This window comes from Actinoallomurus vinaceus (genome assembly GCF_039542055.1).
Taxonomy (GTDB): Bacteria; Actinomycetota; Actinomycetes; order Streptosporangiales; family Streptosporangiaceae; genus Actinoallomurus; species Actinoallomurus vinaceus.
In genome coordinates this window covers 194,702-218,382 of sequence record NZ_BAABHK010000008.1, presented here as the reverse complement: position 1 = coordinate 218,382, position 23,681 = coordinate 194,702, and the positions used below count along the sequence as shown (strand labels likewise).

Here is a 23,681-nt window from a genome sequence, read left to right as displayed (position 1 = left end):
ACGCGGCGCGGGGGAGATCAGGGTCGATGTCCCCCGCGCCGCGGCAGGCCGTTTCTAGGGGCTCGTACAGCTGAGTGAGGGCGTGCTCGCCGTCCCGTTCGCGACCAGTCCGAACGTGGTCGACGCGCCGACCGCGACATTCCGGTTGTAATCGACGTTCCGTACGGTCGCGAGGTCGCCGTTCATGGTGAGCGTGCCGTTCCACAGGCTGTTGATGGTCTGGCCGCTCGGGACGATCCAGCTCACCGTCCAGCCGTTCAGCGTGGTGGTGCCGGGGTTGCTGACCGTCACTTCGGCCTGGTAGCCACCGGACCAGCTGCTGATGGTCTTGAACGTCGCCGTGCACGGGACGGTCGTGCCGCCACCGCCGCCGCTGGTGTCGCCGACGCCGGTCACCTCACCGTTGCCGCCGTCGAAGACCACGTCGGAGCAGCCGTAGAACGTCTCGTTGCTGTCCGAGCGCTTCCAGACGGAGTAGATGATGTGGCGTCCGGTCTTGTTCGCCGGCAGGTTGCCCGACCAGTAGTAGTAGCCGTCGACGCTGCCCGTCGGGCCGGTGTCCGCCGGGTGGTCGGCGACGAGGAACGGGTCGGTCTCCATCTCGTCCCAGGTGAGCGGCTTGGTCGGGTCCCAGCCGTCCTTCGTGACGTAGAGGTAGAACCAGCCGGGGTGCGCCGCCCACTTGTTGTAGCGGAAATTGAAGTTCGCACCGCTGGTCAGGTGCGTGACCGGCCAGTTGGCGTTCGGCAGGTCGAACCCGGAGTAGTTGGTGTTGCCGCCGCTGCACAGCTGCCCGTCGGGGACGAATCCGCGCGTACGGCCGGCGCCGTCGGAGCGCAGCACGGCGAACCAGTTGTAGAGGGAGTTGGCCCCGCTCTGGTCGACGGCGGCCGCGCACGCCGGGTTCTTCGGTTTGATCTCCCCGGTCGAGGTGAGCCCGTCCTTCCAGCACAGGAACGTACGGGCGCCCGGCTGCATGAACGCTCCGTGCGCCCACGCCGAGGGCCCCGTGAACACGCTCATGACCAGGATGGACACCATGCCAAGGGCCGCGGCGAGCGCGCTTTTCCGTCGCTTTCTCACGACACCGTTTCCCTTCGATCCGCCCGCGGATCCGGACACGGATATCCCGCGGGAGTTCGGCGCGGTGGGAGCGCCACCTCAGGATCGATTCGCGCTCTCGGCGGGGTCAACGACGGCCGCGCGGCCGGCGGCGCGACCTGCGGGTTCGTCCGCTGCCCGGTGAAAGCAGATGAAAGGCTCGGCCGCGAAACGAGCCGGAAGCGGCCCGCGCGTTCGGCTACGGTCCCCGGATGTCCGGAGAATTTTCGGGGACGGCTCAGCATTTCCGCGTCGCAGGCGTCTCTGTCCCGTGAATCGTCAAGCCCTCATCCTCGAACGCGGGTCACCAGAGTCCGCGGGCGCGGTCACCGCGCTGTACCGCGAGCATGCGCCCGGCCTGATCCGTCTCGGCATGCTCATGGTCGGTGACCAGGCAACGGCCGAAGACGTCGTACACGACGCCTTCCTCGAACTCCATCGCCGCTGGTCATCGATACGCGACCCGGTGACGTACACGCGCTCGGCGGTGCTGAACCGCTGCCGGTCGGTCCTGCGGCGGAGGGCGGTGGCCCGCAGATTCGGCGTGGGTCATCCTCCTCCGGCCTGGTCGGCCGAGTCGGCCGTCATGGTCGGTGAGGAGCGCCGGACGCTGCTCGAGGCGATCGCGCGGCTGCCACGACGGCAGCGTGAGGTGTTGTATCTGCGCTTTTACGCGGATCTGCCGGAGGCTGAGATCGCCCGCACCCTGGGCGTCAGCCGAGGAACCGTTTCGTCCACGACGTCGCGGGCGCTCGCCGCCCTCGGTAAGACCCTGGGAGAGCAGTCATGAAGGGGTTGGAAGACCGGATCCGCGATGCCTGCGCCGTCGCGGACACCTGGGGGCCGGAGGAGCCCAGGCCGCTCCGGCTGCCGGTTCGCCCTCGGCTCCGGCTCAACGTGATCGCACCGCTCACGGCCGCCGCCGCGGTGGTCCTCGCCGTCTCCTTGGTCCTCGTCATCTTGCCCCGGCGCTCGAGGCCGGTACCGTCCACTCCGGCGACCGCGTCTCCGTACCTGCTGGCCATGTCCGGTGGCGTCCTGGAGGTGGTCGACTCCCGTACCGGCCGACCGCACGGCGAGGGGATCGACGGGTACGGCCCGGCGGTGACGAGGGGCCCGCGTCCTGGCACGTATCTGGTGTCCCAGCCGGAGAAAGGCTTGTCCGGCCCCACCCGGATCAGAACGGTGCGGCTGACCGCGGACGGTCGTACGGTGGTGGAGTCCGCGCCGCACTGGTCGGTTCCCGGGCTCGTGCGGGAACTCGCACTCTCCCCCGACGGCCGGCGTCTGGCCTACACCATCCGAAACATCACCGTCGTCCCCGGGGCCCCCGCCACCGTCCAGCCGATCGTCGTCGGCATGCTCGACCTGCGCACCGGAGCGCGTCGTGAGTGGACCCTGCCCAAGGCCCAGGATGCGAGTGCCTCCAAAAAGCCCGATGCGGAGTGGAACTGGGGCGTGTCCTGGTCCGCGGACAACGCCACGCTGATCTTCACCGCGCGCGTGACAGGCCGTACGGCTCAGGTACGTGCCCTCGACACGACCGCGCCCGGATCCGACCTGCTCGCCACTCGGGTCCTGGTCTCCGGGGCGGGGAAGATCGGCGGCACCCTCGCGTTCGCCGTGTCGTCCGGCGACCGTCACACCGTCATCGCCGCGGTGGACGGCGCCAGGTCATCGGGGCGGGCGAAGGCGGTGCTGGCCGAATACGTCGATGGTCGTTTCACGAGGATCCTCGCGACCCTGCCGGGCTGCGGGCCGGTGCACACGCTGACCTCCAGCCCCAACGGACTCCTCATCAGCAGGAACAGCACTCGATGCGGGAACGGGTCCGGGACGCTCATCATCATGAGTCGAGGAAAGGTCCAGAACGGCTACTCGTCCGAGGAGGAAGTCGCCAGCGCGGCCTGGTGAGATGTCAGCCGAGCGAGTCGCGACGTACGGCCTGATGAGGCGTCATTCGAGCGGGTACGTGTCGAGGCGGCCGCACATGCCGAAGGCGCGCTCGGGCGGTGGCTCCAGCCGGTGGACGGCGGCCTCGGTCAGGTGGCCGATGTCGCCGTCTCGGAGGCGGCTCAGGTGCTCGCCGGTCCGCTCGGCCTCGGCCAGCGCACCGGTCCGCCAGCGCTCCTCCCACTCCCCGAACAACTTCTCCTTGAGCCGTACGGCGGAGCGGTAGAAGTCGTGCAGCGCCGTCGGATCGCCGCCGGACAGCCGCTCGCGCAGCACGGCGAAGCCCTCCAGGGCCAGGTCGCGGCGGCGTCGCGCCGCGACCTCCCGATCGGGACGCAGTGCGGCGGCCCACCCGTACGCCTCCGGGTCGGCGAGGATCTCCGGCGGGAAGGTGAAGACGGCGTCGCCGGCCTCGGGCAGGCCGCTGTTCTGCATGATGACGACGATGTGCAGCCCGCCGTCGCCGTTGATGAGCCGGTGGATCGTCCCGGGCGTGAACCAGGCGACCGTTCCCGGTCGCAGCGGGGTCTCGGCGAACCCGTCGCCGGTCAGCGTCTGGACGCTGCCCTCGCCCGCCACCACGACGTACGCCTCCGCGCACGTCAGGTGGACGTGCGGGGACCCGCCGCACAGCCCGTCGGCGGCCGGCCAGTCGTACACGCGCAGGCCGGAGACCCCGACGGCGCCGGGCAGCGGGCTCACCACGGGTGGTCCTTCGCGTAGGCGTCCAGGCGGGTGCGGTCCCACGCGCCGTCGGCGACGACGATCCGGTACCGCACGCGCAGCGTCTCGCCCGGCGGCAGCGCGAACTCCTCGGCGAAGGCGAGCGAGGGGTTGACCGCCGGGAACGGTGTGTTCCGGACGAACCAGTCGCTGCCGTACTCCGGGTCGTCGAAGAACATCAGCGTGGAGGCGCGGTCGACCTCGTCGTGCCGGCCGACGTAAGCGAGCCAGGCCGCGGGCCGGCCCATCATCCCCGGGCCACCCTGGCCCTCCGCGGCGACGATCTCCCCGTCGGTGAAGGCGCGCGGGCCGCGCCAGAACAGGCCGCTGTACCCGGCCGCGGGACGGCCGTTCGTCGTGGGGCTGCCGAAGACGAGCGCCTCCCCCCGTACGTTGGTCAGCTCGGTGGCGAACTCCAGGGCCCACGAGTCGTCCTCGACATCGCGGACGGTCAGCTCGCGCAGCTCGTACACCCAGTGCTCGCCCGCCTGGGTGTGCCAGGTGAGCCGCTCCGCGATCCGCCCGCCGTCGGCCTCGGTGAACTCCTCGTGCCGCATGACGCCGATGTTCGGCAGGTCGACGTAGCCCTGGTCGCGGACGTAGCTGCCGCCGCCCCAGAAGTTCTCGCCGGACAGGTGCGACACCGTCATCTGGACGCCCTTGTGCCAGCGGTGGTCGTGCGGCCGGTACGCGGTCACGACGTCCCCGGCGAGCGTCCGGACCGGGTGCAGGTACGGCTTCGGCCCCTCGAAGGGCGGCATGTCCGGCCGGTAGACGTACTGGAAGAGCTCCACGCCCCGCTCGTGCACGGCCAGGGTGTGGTCGCCGATGTGCTCGATCCTCACAGGTCCATCCCGCCGTTCATCTCCCGATAGAAGGGGTCCGTGTCGTCGATCTCACCCCGGCGTACGGGGCGGCCGGTGAGCGCCGACTTGTACAACGCGGCGATGAGCTCCAGGGTCTGCCGGCCGCCCGCGCCGCTGGTCTCCGGGCGTTCGCCGCGCTCGTACGCGTCGAGCAGGTCGGCGAGCAGCGCGGTGTGCGAGCTCGGGACGTCGGCCTCGGGCGTCCGCCACGTGGCGATCCGCGCCTCGTCGGTGACGTGCGGCGCCGGGGTGTAGGTCCAGTCCGCGTTCTCGTAGCCGTACAGGTGCGACAGCTCGACGGTCGCCTCGGTGAGGTCGAAGCGCAGCCGGCTCTCCTCGCGCGGCGAGAGCACGCTGTTGACGATCGACGCCAGCGCGCCGTTCTCGAACCGCACGGACGCCAGGGACACGTCCTCGGTGTCGACGTCCCGGTCGAGCCGTCCGGCCATGGCGCGCACTTCGGCCCAGTCGCCGAGCGTCGCGAGGAGCAGGTCCATCTGGTGGATGCCGTGGCCCATGGTCGGCCCGCCGCCCTCGGTGTCCCACCGGCCGCGCCACGGCACGTCGAAGTACGCGTGGTCGCGGTACCAGGTCGTCAGGCACACCGCGACGAGCGGCCGGCCCAGCTCGCCCTCGGCGATGAGGTGGCGCAGGTGACGGGCGCCCGAGCCGAAGCGGTGCTGGTAGACGACGGCCGCGTACGGGCCGCCGTCGCGTTCGGCGGCGGCCATCGCGTCGTACTCGGCGAGCGAGAGGCACGGCGGCTTCTCGCACAGCACCCACGCGCCCGCCCGCAGGCACGCCGCGACCTGCGCGGCGTGCAGGTGCGGCGGCGTGCAGACGTGTACGAGGTCGGGGCGGGCCTCGGCGAGCATCGCCTCCAGGTCGGTGTAGGCGGCGGGGATGCCGTGCTCGGCACAGAAGTCCTTGACCCGGGCGGCGTCGATGTCCACGGCCGCGACGATCTCGGCGCGGTGCGCCTCCGCCCGCAGCGCGGGGACGTGACAGATGCCCGCGATCCCTCCGGCACCGACGATCGCGGCCCGGATCACTTGAGGACGACCGTGGTCAGCGAGCGGGGGGCGAGGTCCACCGACAGGTCGTGGCCGTGGGCGCGCGCGGCGGCCACGGGCGACACCGAGTGGTCCTGGTCGGTGAGGTACGCCTGGGCGCGTCCGGCGCCCGAGTCGAGACTCAGGTCCGTGGTGGTCCTGGCGGTGCCGGTGTTGAGGATCTCGAGGACCTTCGTGCCGTCGGCGTTGCGGTAGGCCGAGATCTTCAGCGCCGGGTCGGACGCGGTGACGGCGGTCCGGGTCGCGCCTGGGCGGATGAACCGGCTGTACGCGGCGAACGCCCAGAACCGCTTGGACACGTGGTACGCGTCGCCGTCGAGCTGGATGAGCGCGCGGGTCGCCCCGACGGAGGCGCCGAGCCAGTAGACGTACGCGCTCGCGTCGCCGTCCGTCATGGTCCGGTGGATGTTCTCCGCGATCGCGAAGCCGGAGTACTCGCTGCCGTCGTCCCAGTTCTCGTTCCAGGTGCTGCCGCCGGGACCCCACTCCGACAGCCATGCGTGGCGGCTGGTCGGCTGAGGCGAGGTCACCGGGCTGGAGTAGGCATGGCCGGTGATGGTCGTGACCCACTTGGCGGCCTGCGGGTCGGCCTCGATGGCCTTGGTGTACTCCTTCTGACCGTCCCAGCCGGTGTGGTCGCAGCAGGACAGGTTCACCCCGGCCTTCTTGGCGACCGGGCCGAGCACCTTGACGAACTCCACGGCCTGCGCGGAGGTGAACCGCATCGAGGCGTACGAGACGGTGATGTCCGGCTCGTTGGTGAAACCCAGGTCGGTGATCTTGATGCCCTCCTTCCGGTAGAACTTCGCGTACTGGACGAGGTAGTTCGCGTACGCCTTCCGCCAGTCGCCGCTCGCGCAGTTCGTTCCCTGCAGACCGCAGAGGATGCCGCCGTTCGCGTCGGTGCCGTTGTCCTTCATGAAGCCTGGAGCGCTCCAAGCGTCCGCGTAGAACCGCTGCACGCCGTACGACCTCGCCTGCTTCGCGAGCCAGACCTGGCCGCCGTCGTTGCCGTCCCAGATGTACTTCGGCGGCGCGTCCGGGCCGCCCGGGTCGGCGGGCTCGATCGAGTGCATGTGGTCGTACACGTCGTCGGCGGACGAGCCGATGCCGAGCCGGAGGATGGACGCGCCCGCGCCGGCCTTCCGGCCGAACAGCAGGTCGACGACCTCCTTCTGCTTAGGCGCGGAGAGCCCCTGCAGCCCGTGGATGACGGCGGCCCGCTGGAACGCCTCGGAGAACCCGAACCCGTCGATCGGCTGCAGCTTCGCATGGAAGTCGACGCGGCTCGACGGCGCGGCCTGGGCGCCCGCCGGAAGGGAGAGGGAGCACACGGTCGCCACGGTGAGGGCTAGGGCAAGCGATCTGCGCATGGGAAAAGAGCTACTTTCCGCCCACGCCGGCCAGGCCGGCGATGAGCCAACGACGCGCGAACAGGTAGACGATGAAGATGGGGAGGGCCGACAGCATCACGGCGGCCATCAGCTCGGGCACCTTGGAGCCGAACTCGTTCTGGAAGTTGAACAGGCCCAGCGTCTGGACGCGCTGCTCGGGGGACTGGGTGAGGATGAGGGGGAACAGGAAGCCGTTCCAGGCGTTGAGCGCGCTGTAGACCGAGATGGTGGTGAGCGACGCCCGGCTGAGGGGCAGCGCGAGGCTCCACATCAGCCGGAACGACCCGCCGCCGTCGATGGTCATCGCCTCATACAGCTCACGGGGCACGTCGCGCAGTGCCGATGACAGCACCAGCACGCTGAGCGGCAGGCCGAACGCCACGGTCGGCAGGATGATCGCGGTCGGCGAGTCGTACAGGTGCATCCGGGTGATCATCAGATAGACGGGGATGATCGTGGCCTGCGCGGGGATCGCCAGCCCGGCAAGGAAGATACGGAAGGTCCCGGAGACGATCCGGCTGTGCGACCGCACGATCGCGTATGCCGCGGGGAAGGCGAGCAGCACGGTCAGCGCGACGCTCGCCACCGTGACGACCCCCGTGTTGACCAGGTAGCGGGCGTACCCGCTGTCGAAGACCTGGCCGAAGTTGTCGAGGGTCAGGCTGTGCGGCAGGGACAGCGGGCCACCGTTGAGGTAGGCGTCGATGGGCTGGATGCTGTCCTTGACCATGAGGTAGATCGGCACGCCCACGAACAGGAGCCACACCAGGGCCGCCGCCCCGGCCGCCCAGTTCGGCCGCCGTAGGCGCCGCCGCGTACGGCCGCGGTGCCGGCCGGACGCGACCGGCACGGGCCTCTCTTGCCGGAGTACCGCCATGGCGTCAGATCCCCTCCAGCGTGCTGTGCATCTTCCCGAAGCCGGAGAAGCGGACGATGAGCAGCGACAGCGCCGTGCCGAGCGCGGCGAGGACCAGCGCGATCACGCTCGCGTACCCCATCTGGAAGCTCTGGAAGCCGCTGAGGTACATGCGCTGCGGCAGGACCATCGTCGCGGTGCCCGGCCCGCCGTTGGTGACGATCAGAATGGTCTCGAAGTAGGTCAGCGACCCGACCAGCATCAGCACCGACGACGTGACGATCGTGTTCCTGAGCTGCGGCAGCGTGATGTGCCAGAACTGCCGGACGCGACTCGCGCCGTCGATGAGCGCCGCGTCGTACAGCATCTGCGGGATCTGCCGCGCCGCGCCCTGGTACAGCAGGGTGTGGAACGGCACGAACTGCCAGGCGATGACGACGACGATGGCCGCCACGGCCCCGCGCTGGCTGCCCACGATGTTCCCGTCCGGGAAGCCGATGTACGGCCCAATCGTCGCGGCGAGCCCGAAGTTCGGATCGAGCAGCACCCGCCAGGTGATGGCGACCGCGGCGGTCGACATCAGCAGCGGCAGGAAGAAGATCGACGACAGCACCGCGCGGTTCAGCTCCCGGCCCGCCGCCCACACGCCGAGCAGCAGGGACAGCGGGGTCTGCACCAGCCAGCACAGCACCATGAAGACCAGGCTGACCCGCAAGGACTCCCAGACCGCGTCGTCCGACACCACGCGGTGCCAGTTGGCCAGGCCGTTGAAGTGGGGCGTGCCGAGGCCGTTCCACTCGGTGAAGGACAGAACGGCGGTCAGGAGCAGGGGCACCCCGGCGAACACTCCGAAGAACAGCGCGGCGGGGACGATCCACAGCGCACCCGGCCGCGCCGCCCGGTCCGTACCCTCGACGGCGGCGCGTGCCGCTGTCACTTGACCGCGTCCATGGCCTGGACGAACTGCTCGGGGGTCATCTTCTTGAGGAAGACCTTCTGCAGGCCGGTGTGGAGCGGGTCGGTGAACTTGTGCGGCAGCGCCTGGTCCCAGGACAGCGTGAAGCTGGGAGCCTTCTGCACCATCTGGTACACGTACTTGGCGAACTCCGGATTGGGCGAGGCGGACAGCCGCGACTCCAGACCGCTGACGGCCGGCACGTCACCCGCCTTGATCAGTTTGTCGACGTACATCGGGTTGGCCATCTCCTTCTTGAGGAAGGCGGTGGCACCGGCGATGTCCGCGGACTTGCTGCTGATCGAGAAGTAGTTGGTGGGGTTGCCGACGACGCTGTTCGCGTCGCCCTTGCCCCCGGCCACCGTGGGGAACGGCGCGAAGCTCAGGTCCTTCTTGGCGAAGTCCGGGTGCTTGTCGACCTGGTTGGACATCTCCCAGGTGCCCATCAGGTGCATCGCGGCCTTGCCCTTGGCGAACAGCAGCCCGGCGCCGTCGTTGACGTAGTTGACCGACGCGAAGTTGGTGCCGAACGCCCGCCGGTCGACGAGGTCCTGGATCCGCCGCAGGGAGTCGAGCATCGCCGGCTGCCCCCAGCCGCCGGGCTTCCCTGCGAGGACGTTCTGGAGGATGCCCTGGAAGACCGTCGGCCCGCCGATGCGGTCGACGAGGTACTCCAGCCACATGAGGTTGGGCCAGGCGTCGACGTGGCCGAGCGCGAACGGCTGGATCTTCTTCGAGTCGAAGTACGTGACGAGCTTGAGCAGGTCGTCGTAGGTCGCCGGGGGTTGCTGGCCGTGCTGGGCGAAGAGCGTCTTGTTGTAGAAGACCAGCACGGGCTGCATGCCGCGCAGCGGGATGCCGTAGTACTTCCCGGCCGCCTTCCCGGCATCGAGCACCGACGGCAGGAAGGAGTTCTTCCAGGTCGGGTCGCTGGCGAGCTGCGAGCTGAGGTCGACGAGCCGGCCGCCCTGGGCGTAGTCCTGGATGCTGCCGGTGCCCCAGTTGAAGATCAGGTCCGGCGGGTTCGGCGAGCCCATGCCGATGCGGAGCTTGTCGGTGTAGTCCGCGCCGCCGGAGGTGGCGATGGGCACCAGCTTCAGCTTGGTCTTCGAGGACTTGTTGAAGTCGTCGAGCGCCGCCTGCTGGATGGGGTTCTGCCCCGCGTCCTGCAGGACCCAGACCTGGAGGGTCTTGCCGCCCCCCTTGCCCCCGGCGGGCCCGGACGTTCCGCAGGCGCTGAGAAGAGGGCCGGCCAGGCCGGCGATCCCGGCGACTCCGGCGGCCGAGAGGAAGGTGCGGCGCGAGAGCGGTGTGTCGCCCATCGGTCCTCCTTGCGTGGGGTACGGCAGTGACGGGCGTTGCGACGGCGTGTCGCTACTGTTTCGAAAACATGTCGATAAACCGGTTGCTGCCGTACCTTAAGAAAGCGCTTCACAGCGGTCAACCCTTCGCGAGCATCTTTCTTAGGCCAGCATTTGCCGAGCTAAATGGGCCTAGGCACCTTCGAAAGTTTGCGATACCGTTCACACCGGCCGAGCGGCGAAGGAGTGCATCGTGACACGTCCATGGATGGCGGAGTGAGCGGCGCCACCGCTCGTCCCACGCTCGCCTTCATCGCGTCCGAGGCGGGCGTCTCCCCGGCGACGGTGTCCAAGGTCCTCAACGGCCGCACCGACGTCGCACCCGCGACCCGCGAGCGGATCACCGACCTGCTGAAGGCCCACAACTACCTGGCCCCGGGCGGCCGGCGGGCGCGCCGGTCCGGCCTCATCGACGTCGTCATCAACGGGCTGGACAGCCCGTGGGCCGTGGAGATCCTGCGGGGTGTCGAGGCGGAGTGCGCCGAGCGCGGCGTCGGCACGGTCGTCTCGCTCGTCCGCGGCGACGACGCCCGGCCGTCGAGCTGGACCTCCCTCATCGCGCTGCACGGCAGCGACGGAGTGATCATGGTGTCCTGCCGCATGACCCCGGACCAGCGCGAACAGATCGAACGCACCGGCGTCGGCCTCGTCGTCATCGACCCGATCGAGCCACCGGACTCCGGCCTGGCGAGCGTCGGCACGACCGACTGGGCGGGCGGCCGGGCGGCGACCGAACACCTGATCTCACTCGGGCACCGGCGGATCGCGGTGATCGGCGGCCCCCCGGACATGCTCTGCACGCAGGCGCGGATCGACGGTTACCGCACCGCGCTGGAGCGCGCCGGGATCGAGGTCGACCGGCGGCTGATCCGGTACGGCGGTTTCCGGCACGAAGGGGCCTTCCGCGCGGCGCTCGACCTGCTCGCGCTGGAGGACCGCCCGACCGCCGTCTTCGCCGGCAACGACGAGCAGGCCATGGGCGTCTACGAGGCGGCCCGGCAGTCCGACCTGCGCGTACCGGACGGCCTCAGCGTCGTCGGGTTCGACGACCTTCCGCTGTGCCAGTGGCTCTCCCCACCTCTGACGACGGTCCGCCAGCCGCTGGAGGAGATGGGGCGGACCGCGGCACGGAGCATCTTCCAGCAGCTCGACGGCGAGCCGCTGGTCAGTCCCCGCGTGGAGCTCGCCACCGAGCTGCGCGTCCGCCTCTCCACCGCGCCGCCCCCCGGCGCCTAAGGACGCGTGCCCCGTGGGCCTCGATGCGGTGGGAGCGCGAGGCCCACGGGACACGCCCCCGCCCACACGACCTTCGACCGGCAGACGGGAGCCCCACGACATATGGCCGAGACGCGAGCCGCACGAGAGATGGCCGAGACCGGAGCCGCGGCAGAGTCGACCGACGCCGGAACCGCCGGAGAGGTGACCGAGAACGGAGCCGCCGGGTCGGTTACCGGGACGGGAGCCGCCGGAGAGGGGGTCCTTCCCGGCGCCGCTCGACCGGCCGAGCCCTGGCGCGATCCCCGGCTGCCGGCCGCCGAGCGGGTCGCCGACCTGCTCGGCCGGATGACCGTCGAGGAGAAGGCCGCCCAGCTCGTCGGCTACTGGACCGTGTCCGCCCGCCCCGGAGAGGAGGTGGCCCCGCTCCCGGACGACTTCGGCGAGCCGCCGCCGCTCGATGAGGTCATCACGGCCGGACTCGGCCAGCTCACTCGGGTGTTCGGCACGGCGCCGGTACCCCCCGCGGAGGGCGCGGCACGGCTGCGCGAGCTGCAGGCCCGGGTCGCCGCCGGCAACCGGTTCGGCATTCCGGCCATCGCCCACGAGGAGTGCCTGACCGGCTTCATGACCCTCTCGGCGACGGTCTTCCCGTCCCCCCTGGCCTGGGGGGCGACGTTCGACCCCGGTCTGGTCGAGGAGATGGCCGCCGCCATCGCCGGCAGCATGCGGCGGGTCGGCGTCCACCAGGGCCTCGCCCCCGTCCTCGACGTGACGCGTGACCCCCGGTGGGGCCGGACCGAGGAGACGATCGGGGAGGACCCGTATCTCGTCGGTCTCGTCGGCGCCGCGTACGTCCGCGGGTTGGAACGTTCCGGAATCGTGGCGACGCTGAAGCACTTCGCCGGGTACGCCTCGTCCCGGGCGGGCCGCAACATGGCGTCCGCCGCACTCGGTCCCCGCGAGTTCGCCGACGTCGTCCTCGAACCGTTCGTGATCGCGCTCCGCGAGGGCGGGGCGCGCTCGGTGATGCAGTCCTACGCCGACGTCGACGGGATCCCGGCGGCCGCCGACGAGCGGCTGCTGACCGGCCTGCTCCGCGACGAGCTCGGCTTCACGGGCGTCGTCGTGGCCGACTACTTCGCGATCTCGTTCCTGGAGGAGATGCACGGCGTCGCCGGCTCCCCCGGCGAGGCGGCCGCCCTCGCCCTGCGGGCCGGCGTCGACGTCGAGCTGCCCACGGTCCGCTGCTACGGCGCGCCCCTGGTAGAGATGGTGCGGCGCGGCGCGGTCCCCGTCGAACACCTGGACCGCGCGGTGTCCCGCGTCCTCACGCTCAAGTGCGCGCTCGGCCTGCTCGACGGCGGAGCGGAGCTCGCGCCGCCCCCGGAGTCGCTCGACGGCAGAGGAGGCGCCGCCCCGTACGCGGAGTCGCCCGACGGCGCAGTGGCCAACGCACCGCACGCGGCGTCGCACGACGGCGCGGCGGACGGCGCGCCGTACGCGGAATCGCTGGACGGCGAACTGCCCGGTGATCCGTACGACTTCGACCCGCCGGGGCACCGGCGGCTCGCCCGGCGGATCGCCGAGCAGTCCGTCGTGCTGCTCGCCAACGACGGCGTCCTGCCGCTGCGGGCCCGCCGGATCGCGGTGACCGGCCCGCTCGCCGACGAGTCCCGGGCCATGCTCGGCTGCTACTCCTTCCCCAACCACATGACCGGCCGGTTCCCCGGCATGCCGCTCGGCGTGGACATCCCGACTCTTGCCGACGCGCTCCGCGCCCAGCTTCCCGAGGCGGAGATCGACCTGGCGGCCGGTGCCGGCGTCGAGGTCGCCGACGACGCGGACATCGCCGCCGCCGTCGCCGCCGCCCGCCGGGCGGAGGTCTGCGTGCTCGCCCTCGGCGACCGCGCGGACCTGTTCGGCCGGGGCACCTCGGGCGAGGGCTGCGACGCCGAGTCCCTCGCCCTGCCCGGACGACAGGCCGAACTCGCGGACGCGGTGCTCGCCACGGGTACACCGACTGTGATCGTGATGCTCTCCGGTCGCCCGTACGCCCTCGGCGACATCGCCGACCGGGCCGCCGCGATCGTGCAGGCGTTCTTCCCCGGCGAGGAGGGCGGCCCCGCCGTCGCCGGCGTGCTGTCGGGCCGCGTCGAGCCGTCAGGGCGGCTGCCGGTCAGCGTGCCGCGCGGCCCGGGCGGCCAGCCCACGACGTACCTGCACTCGCGGACCGGCGGGCCGTCCCGCTGGAGCTCGATCGACCCGATCCCGCTGTTCCCCTTCGGGCACGGCCTGACCTGGACCCGCTTCTCGTACGAGGCCCTCGAGGTCGATTCCTCGGCACCGACGGACGGGACGATCCGCGTCAGCGCGACGGTGCGCAACACCGGCGACCACGCCGGCACCGAGGTGGTGCAGCTGTACCTGGGCGACCCCGTCGCCTCGGTCGTACGGCCGGTGCGCTGGCTCGCCGGCTGGGCGCGGGTACGGCTGGAGCCGGGCGCGGCCGCCCGCGTGACGTTCACCGTGCACGCCGACCGGACCGGGTTCACCGGCGCCGACCTGCGACGCGTCGTCGAACCCGGGCGGATCGACGTGACGGTCGGCGCGTCCAGCGCGGACCTGCCGCTGCGCGGGTCGTTCACCCTGACCGGCCCGGTGCGCGTGCTCGGAACGGACCGGGTCCTGACCGTCCCGGTGGAGGTGACCCCGTGCTGAGTGACCGCAGGCCGACCGTACGGCCGGAGGTGACCCCGTGCTGAGCGACTCCAGGCCGACCGTACGGGCGGAGGAGGACCCCGTGCCGAGGATCGACGCGCTGCGGGAACGCCTCGGCGGACTCGCGTACGGCGGCGACTACAACCCCGAGCAGTGGCCCGAGAAGACCTGGGCCGAGGACGTCGCGCTCATGCGCGAGGCCGGGGTCAACCTCGTCACCGTCGGGGTCTTCTCGTGGTCGGCGCTGGAACCCGAGCCGGGCCGCTACACCTTCGACTGGCTCGACCGGGTCCTGGACCTCCTGGCGGAGAACGGCATCGCGGCGGACCTGGCCACGCCGACGGCCGCGCCGCCCGCCTGGATGATCGCCGCGCATCCAGAGGTGCTGCCCAGGCTGGAGGACGGGAGCCGGCTGACGTTCGGCGCGCGCCAGCACTACTGCGCCTCCTCGCCGGTCTACCGCGCCGCCGCGGCCGCCCTGGTCGAACGCCTCGCCGCCCGCTACGCCGAGCACCCGGCGCTCGCGCTGTGGCACGTGGGCAACGAGTACCCGGGCGTCGACGGCTGTCACTGCCCGGTGTCGGCCGAGCACTTCCGCCGCTGGCTCGCCGACCGGTACGGCGACCTCGACGCTCTCAACGATGCGTGGGGCACGGCGTTCTGGGGCCAGCGGTACGGCTCGTGGGACGAGATCAACCCGCCCGGCCCGGTGCTCGGGGATCCCAACCCGTCGCAGGTGGTGGACTTCCGGCGGTTCAACGGCGACGCGTCGCTGGAGTGCTTCACCGCCGAACGCGACATCCTGCGGCGCCACACCCCGGACGTCCCGGTCACGACCAACTTCATGGCCTCCTACAAGCTGCTCGACTACTGGAAGTGGGCGGCCGGGGAGGACGTCGTTGCGCTCGACGCCTACCCCGACGCCCGCGACCCGATCGGCCACGTCCGGGCCGCGCTGAACTTCGACCTGATGCGGTCGCTGCGCGGCGGGCGGCCGTTCATCCTGATGGAGTCGTCGACCGGGCCGATGAACTCCCGCCGCCGCAACTCGGCGCGCCCGCCGGGGCAGCTGCGGCTGCGGTCGCACCAGGCGGTGGCCCGGGGCTCGGACTCGGTGATGTTCTTCCAGTGGCGGGCGTCGCGGTTCGGGGCCGAGAAGTTCTTCTCCGCGATGGTCCCCCACGCCGGGACCGACTCGCGGATCTGGCGGGAGGTCCGCGCGCTGGGAGCGGAGCTGCGCGACCTCGCGCCCGTGGCCGGCTCGCGGGTCGACGCGGACGTCGCCATGGTCTGGGACTGGCCGAGCTGGTGGGCGCTGGAGCTGCGCGGCCGCCCCTCCACGGACGTGGCCTTCCACGACCAGGCACTCGCGCACTACCTGCCGCTGTGGCGCGCGAACCTCCCCGTCGACATGGTCGCGCCCGACGCCGACCTGTCCGGCTACCGGCTGCTCGTCGTGCCGAACCTCTACTCGGTGACCGACGCCGCGGCGGCGAACATCACCCGGTTCGTCGAGGACGGCGGCCACCTCGTCATGTCGTACTTCAGCGGCGTCGTCGACGAGCACGACCACATCCGCCACCCGAACGCCTTCCAGGACCTCCTGGGCGTGCGGATCGAGGAGTTCAACCCGCTGCAGGTCGAGGAGACGCTGACGATGCGCTGGTCCGACGGGTCGGCGGGCACTGCCTCGGAGTGGCAGGACCTCATGCGCGCCGAGGGCGCCGAGGTGCTCGCAACCTTCGAGGACGGGCCGTTCGGCCCGTGCCCGGCCGTCACCCGCCACGCGCACGGCCGGGGCACCGCGACGTACATCGGCACCCGGCTCGACGAGACGCGGCTGCGCCAGGTCATCCTCGACGCCGCGTCCACGGCCGGCGTTCGGCCCGTCGCCCAGGTTCCGGAGGGCGTCGAGGCCGTACGCCGAGGCGATCACCTGTTCCTGCTGAACCACACCGGCGAGGTGGTCACCGTCGCCGTTCCGGACGCCGGTGTCGACCTGCTGACGGGTACGCCGCACGAGGGGGAACTCCGGTTGGAAGCCCAGGGCGTCGTGGTGCTGAGGCTCGGGGCGTAGCCCCGGGATGCGGCACCTCGTTTCGCGCCGTCTACTGAACCGAGCAGATTTCTCGCGTCAGTAGACGGCGCAGAACGCGACGGCCGTCCCCGGAGCGGCAGGGGCGCGCCGTACGGGCCGGCGCCCCGGCCCGCTCCGAGACCGGCGGCTGCCGTCCTGGCCGGAGGCGAGACCGGCGGCCGCCGGCCACCCCGGCCGCAGGCCTCGCGGTCAGCCCTTGTAGGGCAGGCGGGCGACGGTCAGCGTGCGGGACTTGGGCGACTTGCCGAGCGGGCTCGCGTAGTTCGGGGCGGCGTTGACGAACGCCCACACGAGGTCGTGGTTCGGCAGGACGGCGATGTCGCCGGCGATCTGTGCCTTGACGACCGTGTCCTTGCTCACCCACTTGCCGGAGTAGTCGGCCAGCCGCAGGTGCGTGCCGGCGAACCGGCCGGTGCAGGTGCCCGCCTTGCAGGAGGCGTTCGCGACGCTCTGCCAGCTGACGAGGATCCGGTTCGGCCCGTACGGGGCGGCGTGCACGTTGACGTGGTCGGTCTTCGCGTCCGCGGTGAGGTAGACGGTCTTGCCGGTGGGCGTGGACTTGTTCTTCAGGAAGTGGATCGCGACCTGGTGCGTCGCCCACTTGGCCTTGACGGTGTAGCCGCGGCCGTCACCGGAGGGCTTGGCCGAGGCGGCGCCGCGCGAGGTGAACACCGCGGCGTACCGGCCCGCCGACGACCGTACGAAGCCGCCGAACGCGCCGCCGCAGTAGCCCGCCCAGCACTGCTCGCGCTGCAGGACGGGAGCGTTGTTGGGCGCGGCGATGCCGGTGCTCACGAACAGGCCGGACCGCCAGTCCTCGAAGCACAGCGACGCGAACGGCCCGGACTTCTCCGGCAGCAGCGCGATGCCCTCGTTGTGGCTGCAGCCCCAGGACCAGCCGCCCGACGCCCGCTTCCCGGCGCTCGTGACATAGGCGAGCTTGTCGCCGAAGTGTCCGTCGGCGAAGCCGCCCGCGCCGTGCACGATGAAGTACGCGCCGTACTTCGTGCCGTTCCAGGCCAGCGCGCCGCCCAGGGTCGGGGAGGTGTCATGGCTGCCGGTGCTGGTCAGCTTCGCCGCGAACTTCTGCTTCTTGCCCTGGTAGCGGACGAGGTACGCGGCGGTCTCGTGCCACTTGTTCGTGTCCGGGCGGCGGGTGAGCAACGCGAAGCCGCCGTTGTGGGCGACCAGGCCGCCGACCTCGGCGGCGTTCGGGACGACGGTGTCGGCGCCCGACCGCTTCAGGCCCTTGGTCAGCGAGGTGACGTGCACGGACTTTCCGTCCGGCCAGGCGACGCGGAGGGTGCCGTCCGGGGCGACGGCGGTCGCGACCCGGGAGTACGTGGGGGTCCCGTTGTAGCCGGGCGTGAGGTAGGGCAGGCCCGCCGGGAGCGTGACCTTCGTCGTGGTCAGGCCGGGCAGCGCCGCCTGCGCGGCGACCCCGTCCGCCGCCGCCTCCGTTCCCGCGTGGCTGTCGGCCGACCGCGGCGTGGCGACGGATCCGTGCCCGAGCGACGGGATGGCGTACAGCAGGCCGCCGGCCACGAGCACGCCGGGAATGAGGAGGAGCTTCTTCACCGTGGTCCCTTCGGTTCATCGGTCCGAGGCATAGTCGTCGGCCGGTGGGCGAAAGGTTGCCGTGTTACGAAAAAACCTCATTAACACTGCTAATCTCGGCGCGGCCGAGGCCGACGAGCGGACCTCCGCCGAGGTATCCGGGAGCGCGCCGTGAAGTCCGAGGACGACGCCGCAGAGTTCCACGAGTTCTTCGAAGCCCACCATCGCGAGCTGTCACGCCTCGCCTATCTGCTCACCGGCGACGCGGACGCCGCCGACGACCTGACCGCCGACGCGTTCGTCGCGGCGTGGAACCGGTGGGGCCGGGTCCGCAAGGCCGACCAGCCGCTCGCCTACGTTCGCCGCATCGTGGTCAACCTCGCCGCCAGCCGGGTCCGTACGCTGGTCCGGGAGCGCGCGCGTACCGGACTGCTCGGGGCGATGTTCCGCGATCGTTCCGACGATCCGGACATCCCCGCCGTCCTCGACGTACGGGCGGCGTTGCGGCGGCTCCCGATGCGCAAGCGCGCGTGCGTGGTCCTGCGGTACGCCTTCGACCTGTCGGAACAGGAGACGGCCCGCGTGCTGGGCGTCTCGGTCGGCACGGTGAAGAGTCAGACGTCACGGGGGGTGGCGGAGTTGGAGAAGGCCCTGGGGGCGTGGCGGTCGCCGCCGGCCCACCCGGCCGGGCGAGCGGGGGAGATGCGATGACCGAGCCTCCCGGCTGGCTGCGCTCGGCGCTCCGCGAGGAGGCGGACGCGCACGAGCCCGACCGCGGCCGCATACGGGCCCGCGTCGACGCCGCGATCCGCCCGCACCGCGCCCGCCGGTCCCGGTTCCGCCCGATCGCCGCGACCGCGATGGCCGCGGCCGGTGTCGCCGTGGTGGCGGTGACGGTGGTGACCTGGCGGCCCGGCGGTTCGGACACGTCGGCCGTTCCGGCCGGACACCGTTCCGTGCAGACGGATCAGCCGTCCCCGTCCGCGTCGGCGACCGCCTCGCCCACGGCCCGCGCCGTCCGGCCGTCGGCCACGCCGCGCGCCGCGACCTCGCCTCCCCCGACGTCCCGGCGGACGAAACCGGGGACGGTCGCCGCGCGGCTCGACCCGGGCAGCAACCCGTACTGGGCGCAGGAGGACGTGACCGTCACCGGCGACCGGCCACTCACGAAGCTGCAGGTCACCGTGCGGGTGACGCGCACCGAGGGCGTACGGGCCACGGGCTCGTGGTCGACGCTGCCGGGCGACGACTTCGTCGTCACGGTCGGCGACGAGCAGGGAGCCCTCGTCTACCGGTGGGTGCTGCGGCCGGGCCGGTCGGTACCGCCCGGCCCGCACGTGTTCGCCGCCCAGTACGCCCGATCGCCGCGTGGGCATGACGCACACGACGATCGGTACACGGTGACGGCCGACGACCGCGACGGACGCGTGATCACCGTGGACGGCGGATTCTGACCGGCCGAACCGTTGAAAAAGGCCGACCGGAACCGATGAACCTTCGACCCCGTTCCCCGCGTACAGCCAGATGACGGTCCCGGGTCCGGACCGTCCGAGGCGGAAGGGGTTCGGCGATGCGACACGCGATCGCTCACGAGGAGGAGGTCCGGCTGCTCGAAAGACTGAGCGCGGAACTGGCCCTGCTGGGGGTGGAGTCGGACCTGAGACGGTCGCTACCCGGCCTGGCCGTCACCACGGACGTGCCCGGCGTGCCGCTGTACATCTTCGTCAGCGAGTCGGGCAACTACTTCGACTGGCGGAACGCCGAGATGCGTCATCCGGTCGGCGACGTGACCGGCGCGGCCAGGAGGATACGAGGCTTCCTGCGCTGCGACGAACCCGCCGACCGCTCCTGACCGGATGACGCGTCGCGCGTCCTACTCGACGACGAGCTCCACCGGGATGTTGCCGCGGGTGGCGTTGGAGTAGGGGCAGACCTGGTGCGCGGCCTCGACGAGCTCGCGGCCGGTCTCGGCGGGGATGCCGTCCGGCAGCTCGACGCGCAGGGTGACCGAGAGGGCGAAGCCGCCCTTGCCGTTCGGCCCGAGCCCGACCTCGGCGGTGACGGCGGCGTCGGAGACGTCGACCTTCTTGTTGGACGCGACGAGGTTCAGCGCGCTCGCGAAGCACGCGGAGTAGCCCGCGGCGAACAGCTGCTCGGGGTTGGTGCCCTCTCCGTCGCCGCCCAGCTCGACCGGGCGGGCCAGGGTCACGTCGAGCTTCTTGTCGGAGCTGACCGCGCGGCCGTCGCGGCCGGACGCGGTGGCGATCGCGGTGTAGAGCGTGCTCATGTCCCATTCTCCTGACTAGACAGACCTGTCTGTTCGCTTGAACCCAAGACTAGACAGATCTGTCTGGTAATGTCAACGCATGGCTTCGACGACCACGACCGCACGACGCGAGAGCCCCGCCCGGCGGCGCGTCCTCGACACCGCGCGTGCGCTGTTCTACGGCGAGGGCATCCACGCGGTCGGCATCGACCGGATCATCGCCGAGGCGGGCGTGGCGAAGGCGACCTTCTACCACCACTTCCCGTCAAAGGACGACCTCGTCTGCGCCTACCTGGAGGAGCAGCTCAGCAGCGTGCGGCAGCTCGCCGTGCCGCGGGGCGCCACCCCCGAGGAGAAGATCGTCTCCGTCTTCGAGGCCATCGGCGAGATCACCTGCAAGCCTGGCTTCCGGGGCTGCGCGTTCATCAACGCGGCGGCCGAGTACCCCGACCCCGGCCATCCGGTCCGCCGGGTCGTCGACACCTTCCGCCGGTGGTTCCGCGACACGCTGCGCGACCTGCTCATCGCCGCCGGACACCCGGACCCCGAGCGGACGGCGCTGATGCTCCTCGCGCTCCGCGACGGCCTCGCCGTCGCGGGCGACCTCGACGACCCCGCCAACGCCGGGCCCGCCGTACGCTCCGCCGTCGCCCGCCTCATCGGAACCGACGCCGCCTGAGACCGGTAACTGTATGGTGACGGACCATGCAGAAGACCGCCCGCATGGCCGGATTCCTCGCCGCTCACGGCATCTGGAGCGTCTCCGACGGAGAGGCGCTGATCCCCTTGTTCGGCTACCAGGACACGAACGGCGATCGCGCCATGGATCGCCTCGTGTTCGATGACATCGCCGACGCCGCGAAGGCCGGCCAGGAGGCGTTGCGAACGGGCCGTGAGGACTGGGTGGGCGCGGTGCTCGTCGCCGACGGATACCTGCGCTCCGACGCGCGGCGGATCGACGCATTGATCATCGACGTCGTCGAATACCTCCCGACCCGGCAGTCGATGAGGATGGCCATCCCCTATCGGCCGCAACCGCAGGGCTTCGCCGTCTACCGCCCCAAGTTCCTCGAGGTCCCCGGCCGCTACGAGTCGGACCAATCCGGGTTGGCCGAGTCCTTCTTCGCCGGAGTCGACTCCCACGAGCAGGCAGCGGCCGTCTGGGACGCCCACCTCATCGACCAGTCCGTCTGAGACGGCCGCCGCGGAGTCGCCCTGACCGTGACCGCCCCGGCGACGAGTCCACCCGCGGCAACGTCGAGTACGGGATGATCATCGATCCGAAGACCGCCGACCTGCTGCAGATCGAGGTCCGGGACCAGCGCCCGGTCGCCCTGCTGACGCAGGCCTTCGAGCGGATGGGTCGGGTCGACCGACTCGGGCAGCAGCCGAAGGACTGACCTGCCGGGCGGCCTGCCTGTTCCACATGATGGCCTATTCCGCACGTCGCGGAACAGGCCATCACGCGGAACGCTCCCGCTCAGCCTTCGGGAGTAGGACACGGCGCGGGTCATGCTCTGCCTTAAGCCGGTCGTAGAGCTCGATCGCAGTGGTCGCCGCCTCGGTGCGCCTCCCGCGCACCCACAGCTGCTCGTCGTCCGGGTGACGGCGCCCGCAGCGGATCGTCTCCGAAAGGCGCGACACCTCCGGATTGACGGCCGTCAGATACGGCGGCATGCCCGGTGGCCGGTTGACGGTCGCGATGTAACCGGCAAGCTCGAGCGCAATCTTCAGCTCGTGCAGATGCCGGACGATCGCTCCGGCGGATGTCTCTTCGCCCATCACGGATCTCCGATCCTCTGGTTCTTTTGCGACAGAGCGCTGTGCTCGCGATCGCGAGACATCGCATCAAGGAGGACACCTCGCCCTTTCACAGGATCCGGAGAATCGCTCGTCCGCGCCGGCCGCCTCCTCGATTTCTAAAAAAGCTGTCGAGAGCACCCAGGAACAGCGCCGAGATGTAGTCCAGGTGTTGTCTCAGATTCGCCTCATCATCTATCCTTTTCTATTTATAGACTTATGTCTGCTTTCATTGAGGCGATGCCTTGAGGAAACTTACGCTGCATCGCTCTCGCACTCCCCGCCGCCCGGCGCTGACCCGTAGTCTCCCCGTTGTCTCCGTCGCCGATCACGACCAGCTCACCCGAAAGCACGACGGATAAGGGATACAGTCGGACCTGCGAGGAGGCCCCAATGCCCAGGCGAGTTCGCGTAGAGTCTCCGGACGTCTTCGTCCATCCCTTGAGCTACGTACGCGCCCAGATGGGCTGGACGTATCAAGACGTCGTGGACGTCATAGCAAGGCGTGCCGGCAACATGGCGCGACGACGGGAGAAGGCATGGCGTTGGGAACATTGGGGCGTCGTACCCGACCGTGTCAGCCAGCGGGCGCTCGCTGTTGAGTTGGGCATCCCGGAGGAGTGCATTGATCGTTACCCGTGGCCTCAGTGGCTACCCGACGGTGACCCGATACGCACGGACTTCACCTGGAATCAGGCAGGCAGTTCGAAAGCTATCTGCGACGCGATGGAATGCACCGTGACGGACCGTCGCGGCTTCATGAAACTCACCGGCACGTCGTTGATCGCATTCGCCCAACGCTGGCTCGATATCGAGCCAGCGGAACTCGCTTCGGTGCTGCGCGGCGGTCGAATCACCGAGGACTTCGTCGATCGGGTCGAAGAAGGACTCCCGCGGCTACGGCTGCTGGAGGCCACCTACGGCGGACGGCGATCCCGGCGATTGATCGACGCTGAGCTCGGCATGGTCGCTGAGGTGCTCGAAAACTCCTCTTATACGGCGTCTCTGTCCCAGCGCCTCCACGGCCTCGCCGCCGAGCTAGGCCGCATGGTCGGCTTCGCTTGCTTTGACGCGGGGCTGCACACCGCCGCTCAGCGCTACTGGGTTGCCGCCGTACATGCGTCTCATGCCGCTGGCCAGCGCGCGCTAGGGGCGAACATCCTGAAGTCGATGAGTCTTCAATGCCACGATTTCGGTCGTGTCCGTGAGGCCCTTGCCCTCGCGCGCAACGCGAACGAAGGGGCGGGCAAGACCACCCCCCGCGTCCGGTCGATGCTCGCGCTCCGGGAAGCACGCGCTCACGCCGCACTCGATGACGCGGTCACCTGTGAACGGCTGATCGCGCGAGCCGACACGGAGATCGGCCGGGGATCTCGCGACGACGATCCTCCGTGGGTCGCCTACTTCGACGAGGCCGAATTCCATGCCCAGGCCGGAATCTGCTACCTCGACCTAGGGGATCACCGTACGGCTGACCGGCACTTCACGCGAGCGCTCGATCAGCTAGCACCCTCGAAAGTCCGTGACCGGGCCACCTATCTGATCAAGCGAAGCGAGGCCCAAGCTGGTCTCGGTGCCGTCGACCACGCCAAAGAGCTTTTGACCACGGCGATTCCGCTCATCCAACAGGCTCCGTCCCAGCGAAATGCCGACCGCGTCTTCGCGGCCCGTACCGGCATGCCCCTCCCGCGAAGAGACAGTCACGACATCGACGAACAACTCGTTCTCCTCGTGAAATGACC

Annotated in this window: 23 protein-coding genes; 12 read left to right on the top strand and 11 right to left on the bottom strand. The window is 70.6% G+C overall.

Going from position 1 to position 23,681, the window contains the following annotated elements; genetic code table 11:
* Positions 1-54 precede the first annotated feature (54 nt).
* Complete coding sequence (locus tag ABEA24_RS27630; protein WP_345434048.1) at positions 55-1,083, bottom strand: lytic polysaccharide monooxygenase auxiliary activity family 9 protein; 1,029 nt, start codon at positions 1,081-1,083, stop codon at positions 55-57.
* A gap of 289 nt (positions 1,084-1,372) precedes the next feature.
* Between ABEA24_RS27630 and ABEA24_RS27625 the strand changes: the two genes are divergently transcribed.
* Together ABEA24_RS27625 and ABEA24_RS27620 are read left to right on the top strand one after the other, a co-directional pair.
* Complete coding sequence (locus ABEA24_RS27625; protein ID WP_345434047.1) at positions 1,373-1,891, top strand: RNA polymerase sigma factor; 519 nt, start codon at positions 1,373-1,375, stop codon at positions 1,889-1,891.
* Positions 1,888-3,015 (top strand): hypothetical protein, encoded by a 1,128-nt coding sequence (locus ABEA24_RS27620; RefSeq protein WP_345434046.1) that lies wholly within the window; start codon positions 1,888-1,890, stop codon positions 3,013-3,015. The genes ABEA24_RS27625 and ABEA24_RS27620 overlap by 4 nt, the downstream gene beginning before the upstream one ends.
* A gap of 42 nt (positions 3,016-3,057) precedes the next feature.
* Here the strand turns inward: ABEA24_RS27620 and ABEA24_RS27615 are convergent, their stop codons facing one another.
* The 7 genes from ABEA24_RS27615 to ABEA24_RS27585 are packed head-to-tail and all read right to left on the bottom strand — an operon-like array spanning position 3,058 to position 10,243.
* Positions 3,058-3,759, bottom strand: a complete 702-nt coding sequence (locus ABEA24_RS27615) for a cupin domain-containing protein (protein ID WP_345434045.1) — start codon at positions 3,757-3,759, stop codon at positions 3,058-3,060.
* A complete protein-coding gene (locus tag ABEA24_RS27610) occupies positions 3,753-4,622 on the bottom strand; it encodes a DUF6807 domain-containing protein (protein WP_345434044.1) in 870 nt (289 codons plus the stop codon). The genes ABEA24_RS27615 and ABEA24_RS27610 overlap by 7 nt, the downstream gene beginning before the upstream one ends.
* Positions 4,619-5,695, bottom strand: a complete 1,077-nt coding sequence (locus ABEA24_RS27605; protein ID WP_425551242.1) for a Gfo/Idh/MocA family protein — start codon at positions 5,693-5,695, stop codon at positions 4,619-4,621. The genes ABEA24_RS27610 and ABEA24_RS27605 overlap by 4 nt, the downstream gene beginning before the upstream one ends.
* Entirely contained in the window at positions 5,692-7,089 is a 1,398-nt protein-coding gene (locus ABEA24_RS27600) for a glycoside hydrolase family 30 protein (protein WP_345434043.1), read from the bottom strand. The genes ABEA24_RS27605 and ABEA24_RS27600 overlap by 4 nt, the downstream gene beginning before the upstream one ends.
* 10 nt (positions 7,090-7,099) lie before the next feature.
* Positions 7,100-7,960 (bottom strand): carbohydrate ABC transporter permease, encoded by an 861-nt coding sequence (locus ABEA24_RS27595; RefSeq protein WP_345434042.1) that lies wholly within the window; start codon positions 7,958-7,960, stop codon positions 7,100-7,102.
* 31 nt (positions 7,961-7,991) lie between these two features.
* Positions 7,992-8,903, bottom strand: coding sequence for a carbohydrate ABC transporter permease (locus ABEA24_RS27590; RefSeq protein WP_345434041.1), 912 nt, complete (start codon positions 8,901-8,903; stop codon positions 7,992-7,994).
* Positions 8,900-10,243: an ABC transporter substrate-binding protein gene (locus tag ABEA24_RS27585; protein ID WP_345434040.1), complete on the bottom strand. Its 1,344-nt coding sequence runs from the start codon at positions 10,241-10,243 to the stop codon at positions 8,900-8,902. Before ABEA24_RS27585 ends, ABEA24_RS27590 begins: the two co-directional genes overlap by 4 nt.
* A gap of 255 nt (positions 10,244-10,498) precedes the next feature.
* Here ABEA24_RS27585 and ABEA24_RS27580 point away from each other — a divergent pair, with 255 nt between their 5' ends.
* The 3 genes from ABEA24_RS27580 to ABEA24_RS27570 all read left to right on the top strand — a co-directional run bounded on the left by ABEA24_RS27580 (position 10,499) and on the right by ABEA24_RS27570 (position 16,295).
* The gene (locus tag ABEA24_RS27580) at positions 10,499-11,518 is read left to right on the top strand and encodes a LacI family DNA-binding transcriptional regulator (RefSeq protein WP_345434039.1); all 1,020 of its coding nucleotides are present in this window, start codon (positions 10,499-10,501) and stop codon (positions 11,516-11,518) included.
* A 102-nt stretch (positions 11,519-11,620) separates the two neighbouring features.
* Positions 11,621-14,218 (top strand): beta-xylosidase/alpha-l-arabinosidase, encoded by a 2,598-nt coding sequence (locus tag ABEA24_RS27575; protein WP_425551241.1) that lies wholly within the window; start codon positions 11,621-11,623, stop codon positions 14,216-14,218.
* A 37-nt stretch (positions 14,219-14,255) separates the two neighbouring features.
* Positions 14,256-16,295: a beta-galactosidase gene (locus ABEA24_RS27570; RefSeq protein WP_345434038.1), complete on the top strand. Its 2,040-nt coding sequence runs from the start codon at positions 14,256-14,258 to the stop codon at positions 16,293-16,295.
* A 210-nt stretch (positions 16,296-16,505) separates the two neighbouring features.
* Here the strand turns inward: ABEA24_RS27570 and ABEA24_RS27565 are convergent, their stop codons facing one another.
* Positions 16,506-17,894 (bottom strand): hypothetical protein, encoded by a 1,389-nt coding sequence (locus ABEA24_RS27565; protein ID WP_345434037.1) that lies wholly within the window; start codon positions 17,892-17,894, stop codon positions 16,506-16,508.
* 150 nt (positions 17,895-18,044) lie between these two features.
* Between ABEA24_RS27565 and ABEA24_RS27560 the strand changes: the two genes are divergently transcribed.
* The 3 genes from ABEA24_RS27560 (at position 18,045) to ABEA24_RS27550 (ending at position 19,725) form a co-directional block, all read left to right on the top strand.
* The gene (locus ABEA24_RS27560; protein ID WP_345434036.1) at positions 18,045-18,584 is read left to right on the top strand and encodes a SigE family RNA polymerase sigma factor; all 540 of its coding nucleotides are present in this window, start codon (positions 18,045-18,047) and stop codon (positions 18,582-18,584) included.
* Entirely contained in the window at positions 18,581-19,327 is a 747-nt protein-coding gene (locus tag ABEA24_RS27555) for a hypothetical protein (protein ID WP_345434035.1), read from the top strand. Before ABEA24_RS27560 ends, ABEA24_RS27555 begins: the two co-directional genes overlap by 4 nt.
* Positions 19,328-19,443: 116 nt before the next feature.
* Positions 19,444-19,725 carry a hypothetical protein gene (locus ABEA24_RS27550; RefSeq protein ID WP_345434034.1) on the top strand — a complete coding sequence of 94 codons (282 nt, stop codon included), beginning with the start codon at positions 19,444-19,446 and terminating at the stop codon, positions 19,723-19,725.
* Positions 19,726-19,746: 21 nt separating this feature from the next.
* Here ABEA24_RS27550 and ABEA24_RS27545 read toward each other — a convergent pair whose 3' ends face one another.
* Positions 19,747-20,160 (bottom strand): organic hydroperoxide resistance protein, encoded by a 414-nt coding sequence (locus tag ABEA24_RS27545; protein ID WP_345434033.1) that lies wholly within the window; start codon positions 20,158-20,160, stop codon positions 19,747-19,749.
* Positions 20,161-20,239: 79 nt separating this feature from the next.
* On the opposite strand from ABEA24_RS27545, the gene ABEA24_RS27540 reads away from it, so the two are divergent.
* From ABEA24_RS27540 to ABEA24_RS27530, 3 genes are all read left to right on the top strand, one after another.
* Positions 20,240-20,818, top strand: coding sequence for a TetR/AcrR family transcriptional regulator (locus ABEA24_RS27540; protein ID WP_345434032.1), 579 nt, complete (start codon positions 20,240-20,242; stop codon positions 20,816-20,818).
* A gap of 26 nt (positions 20,819-20,844) precedes the next feature.
* Positions 20,845-21,333: a hypothetical protein gene (locus ABEA24_RS27535; protein ID WP_345434031.1), complete on the top strand. Its 489-nt coding sequence runs from the start codon at positions 20,845-20,847 to the stop codon at positions 21,331-21,333.
* Positions 21,334-21,407: 74 nt separating this feature from the next.
* Complete coding sequence (locus ABEA24_RS27530; RefSeq protein ID WP_345434030.1) at positions 21,408-21,539, top strand: hypothetical protein; 132 nt, start codon at positions 21,408-21,410, stop codon at positions 21,537-21,539.
* 61 nt (positions 21,540-21,600) lie between these two features.
* Here ABEA24_RS27530 and ABEA24_RS27525 read toward each other — a convergent pair whose 3' ends face one another.
* Entirely contained in the window at positions 21,601-21,924 is a 324-nt protein-coding gene (locus tag ABEA24_RS27525) for a hypothetical protein (RefSeq protein WP_345434029.1), read from the bottom strand.
* A gap of 408 nt (positions 21,925-22,332) precedes the next feature.
* Here ABEA24_RS27525 and ABEA24_RS27520 point away from each other — a divergent pair, with 408 nt between their 5' ends.
* Positions 22,333-23,679 carry an NsdA family TPR-like regulatory protein gene (locus ABEA24_RS27520; protein ID WP_486303926.1) on the top strand — a complete coding sequence of 449 codons (1,347 nt, stop codon included), beginning with the start codon at positions 22,333-22,335 and terminating at the stop codon, positions 23,677-23,679.
* The last annotated feature ends 2 nt before the right edge of the window (positions 23,680-23,681 follow it).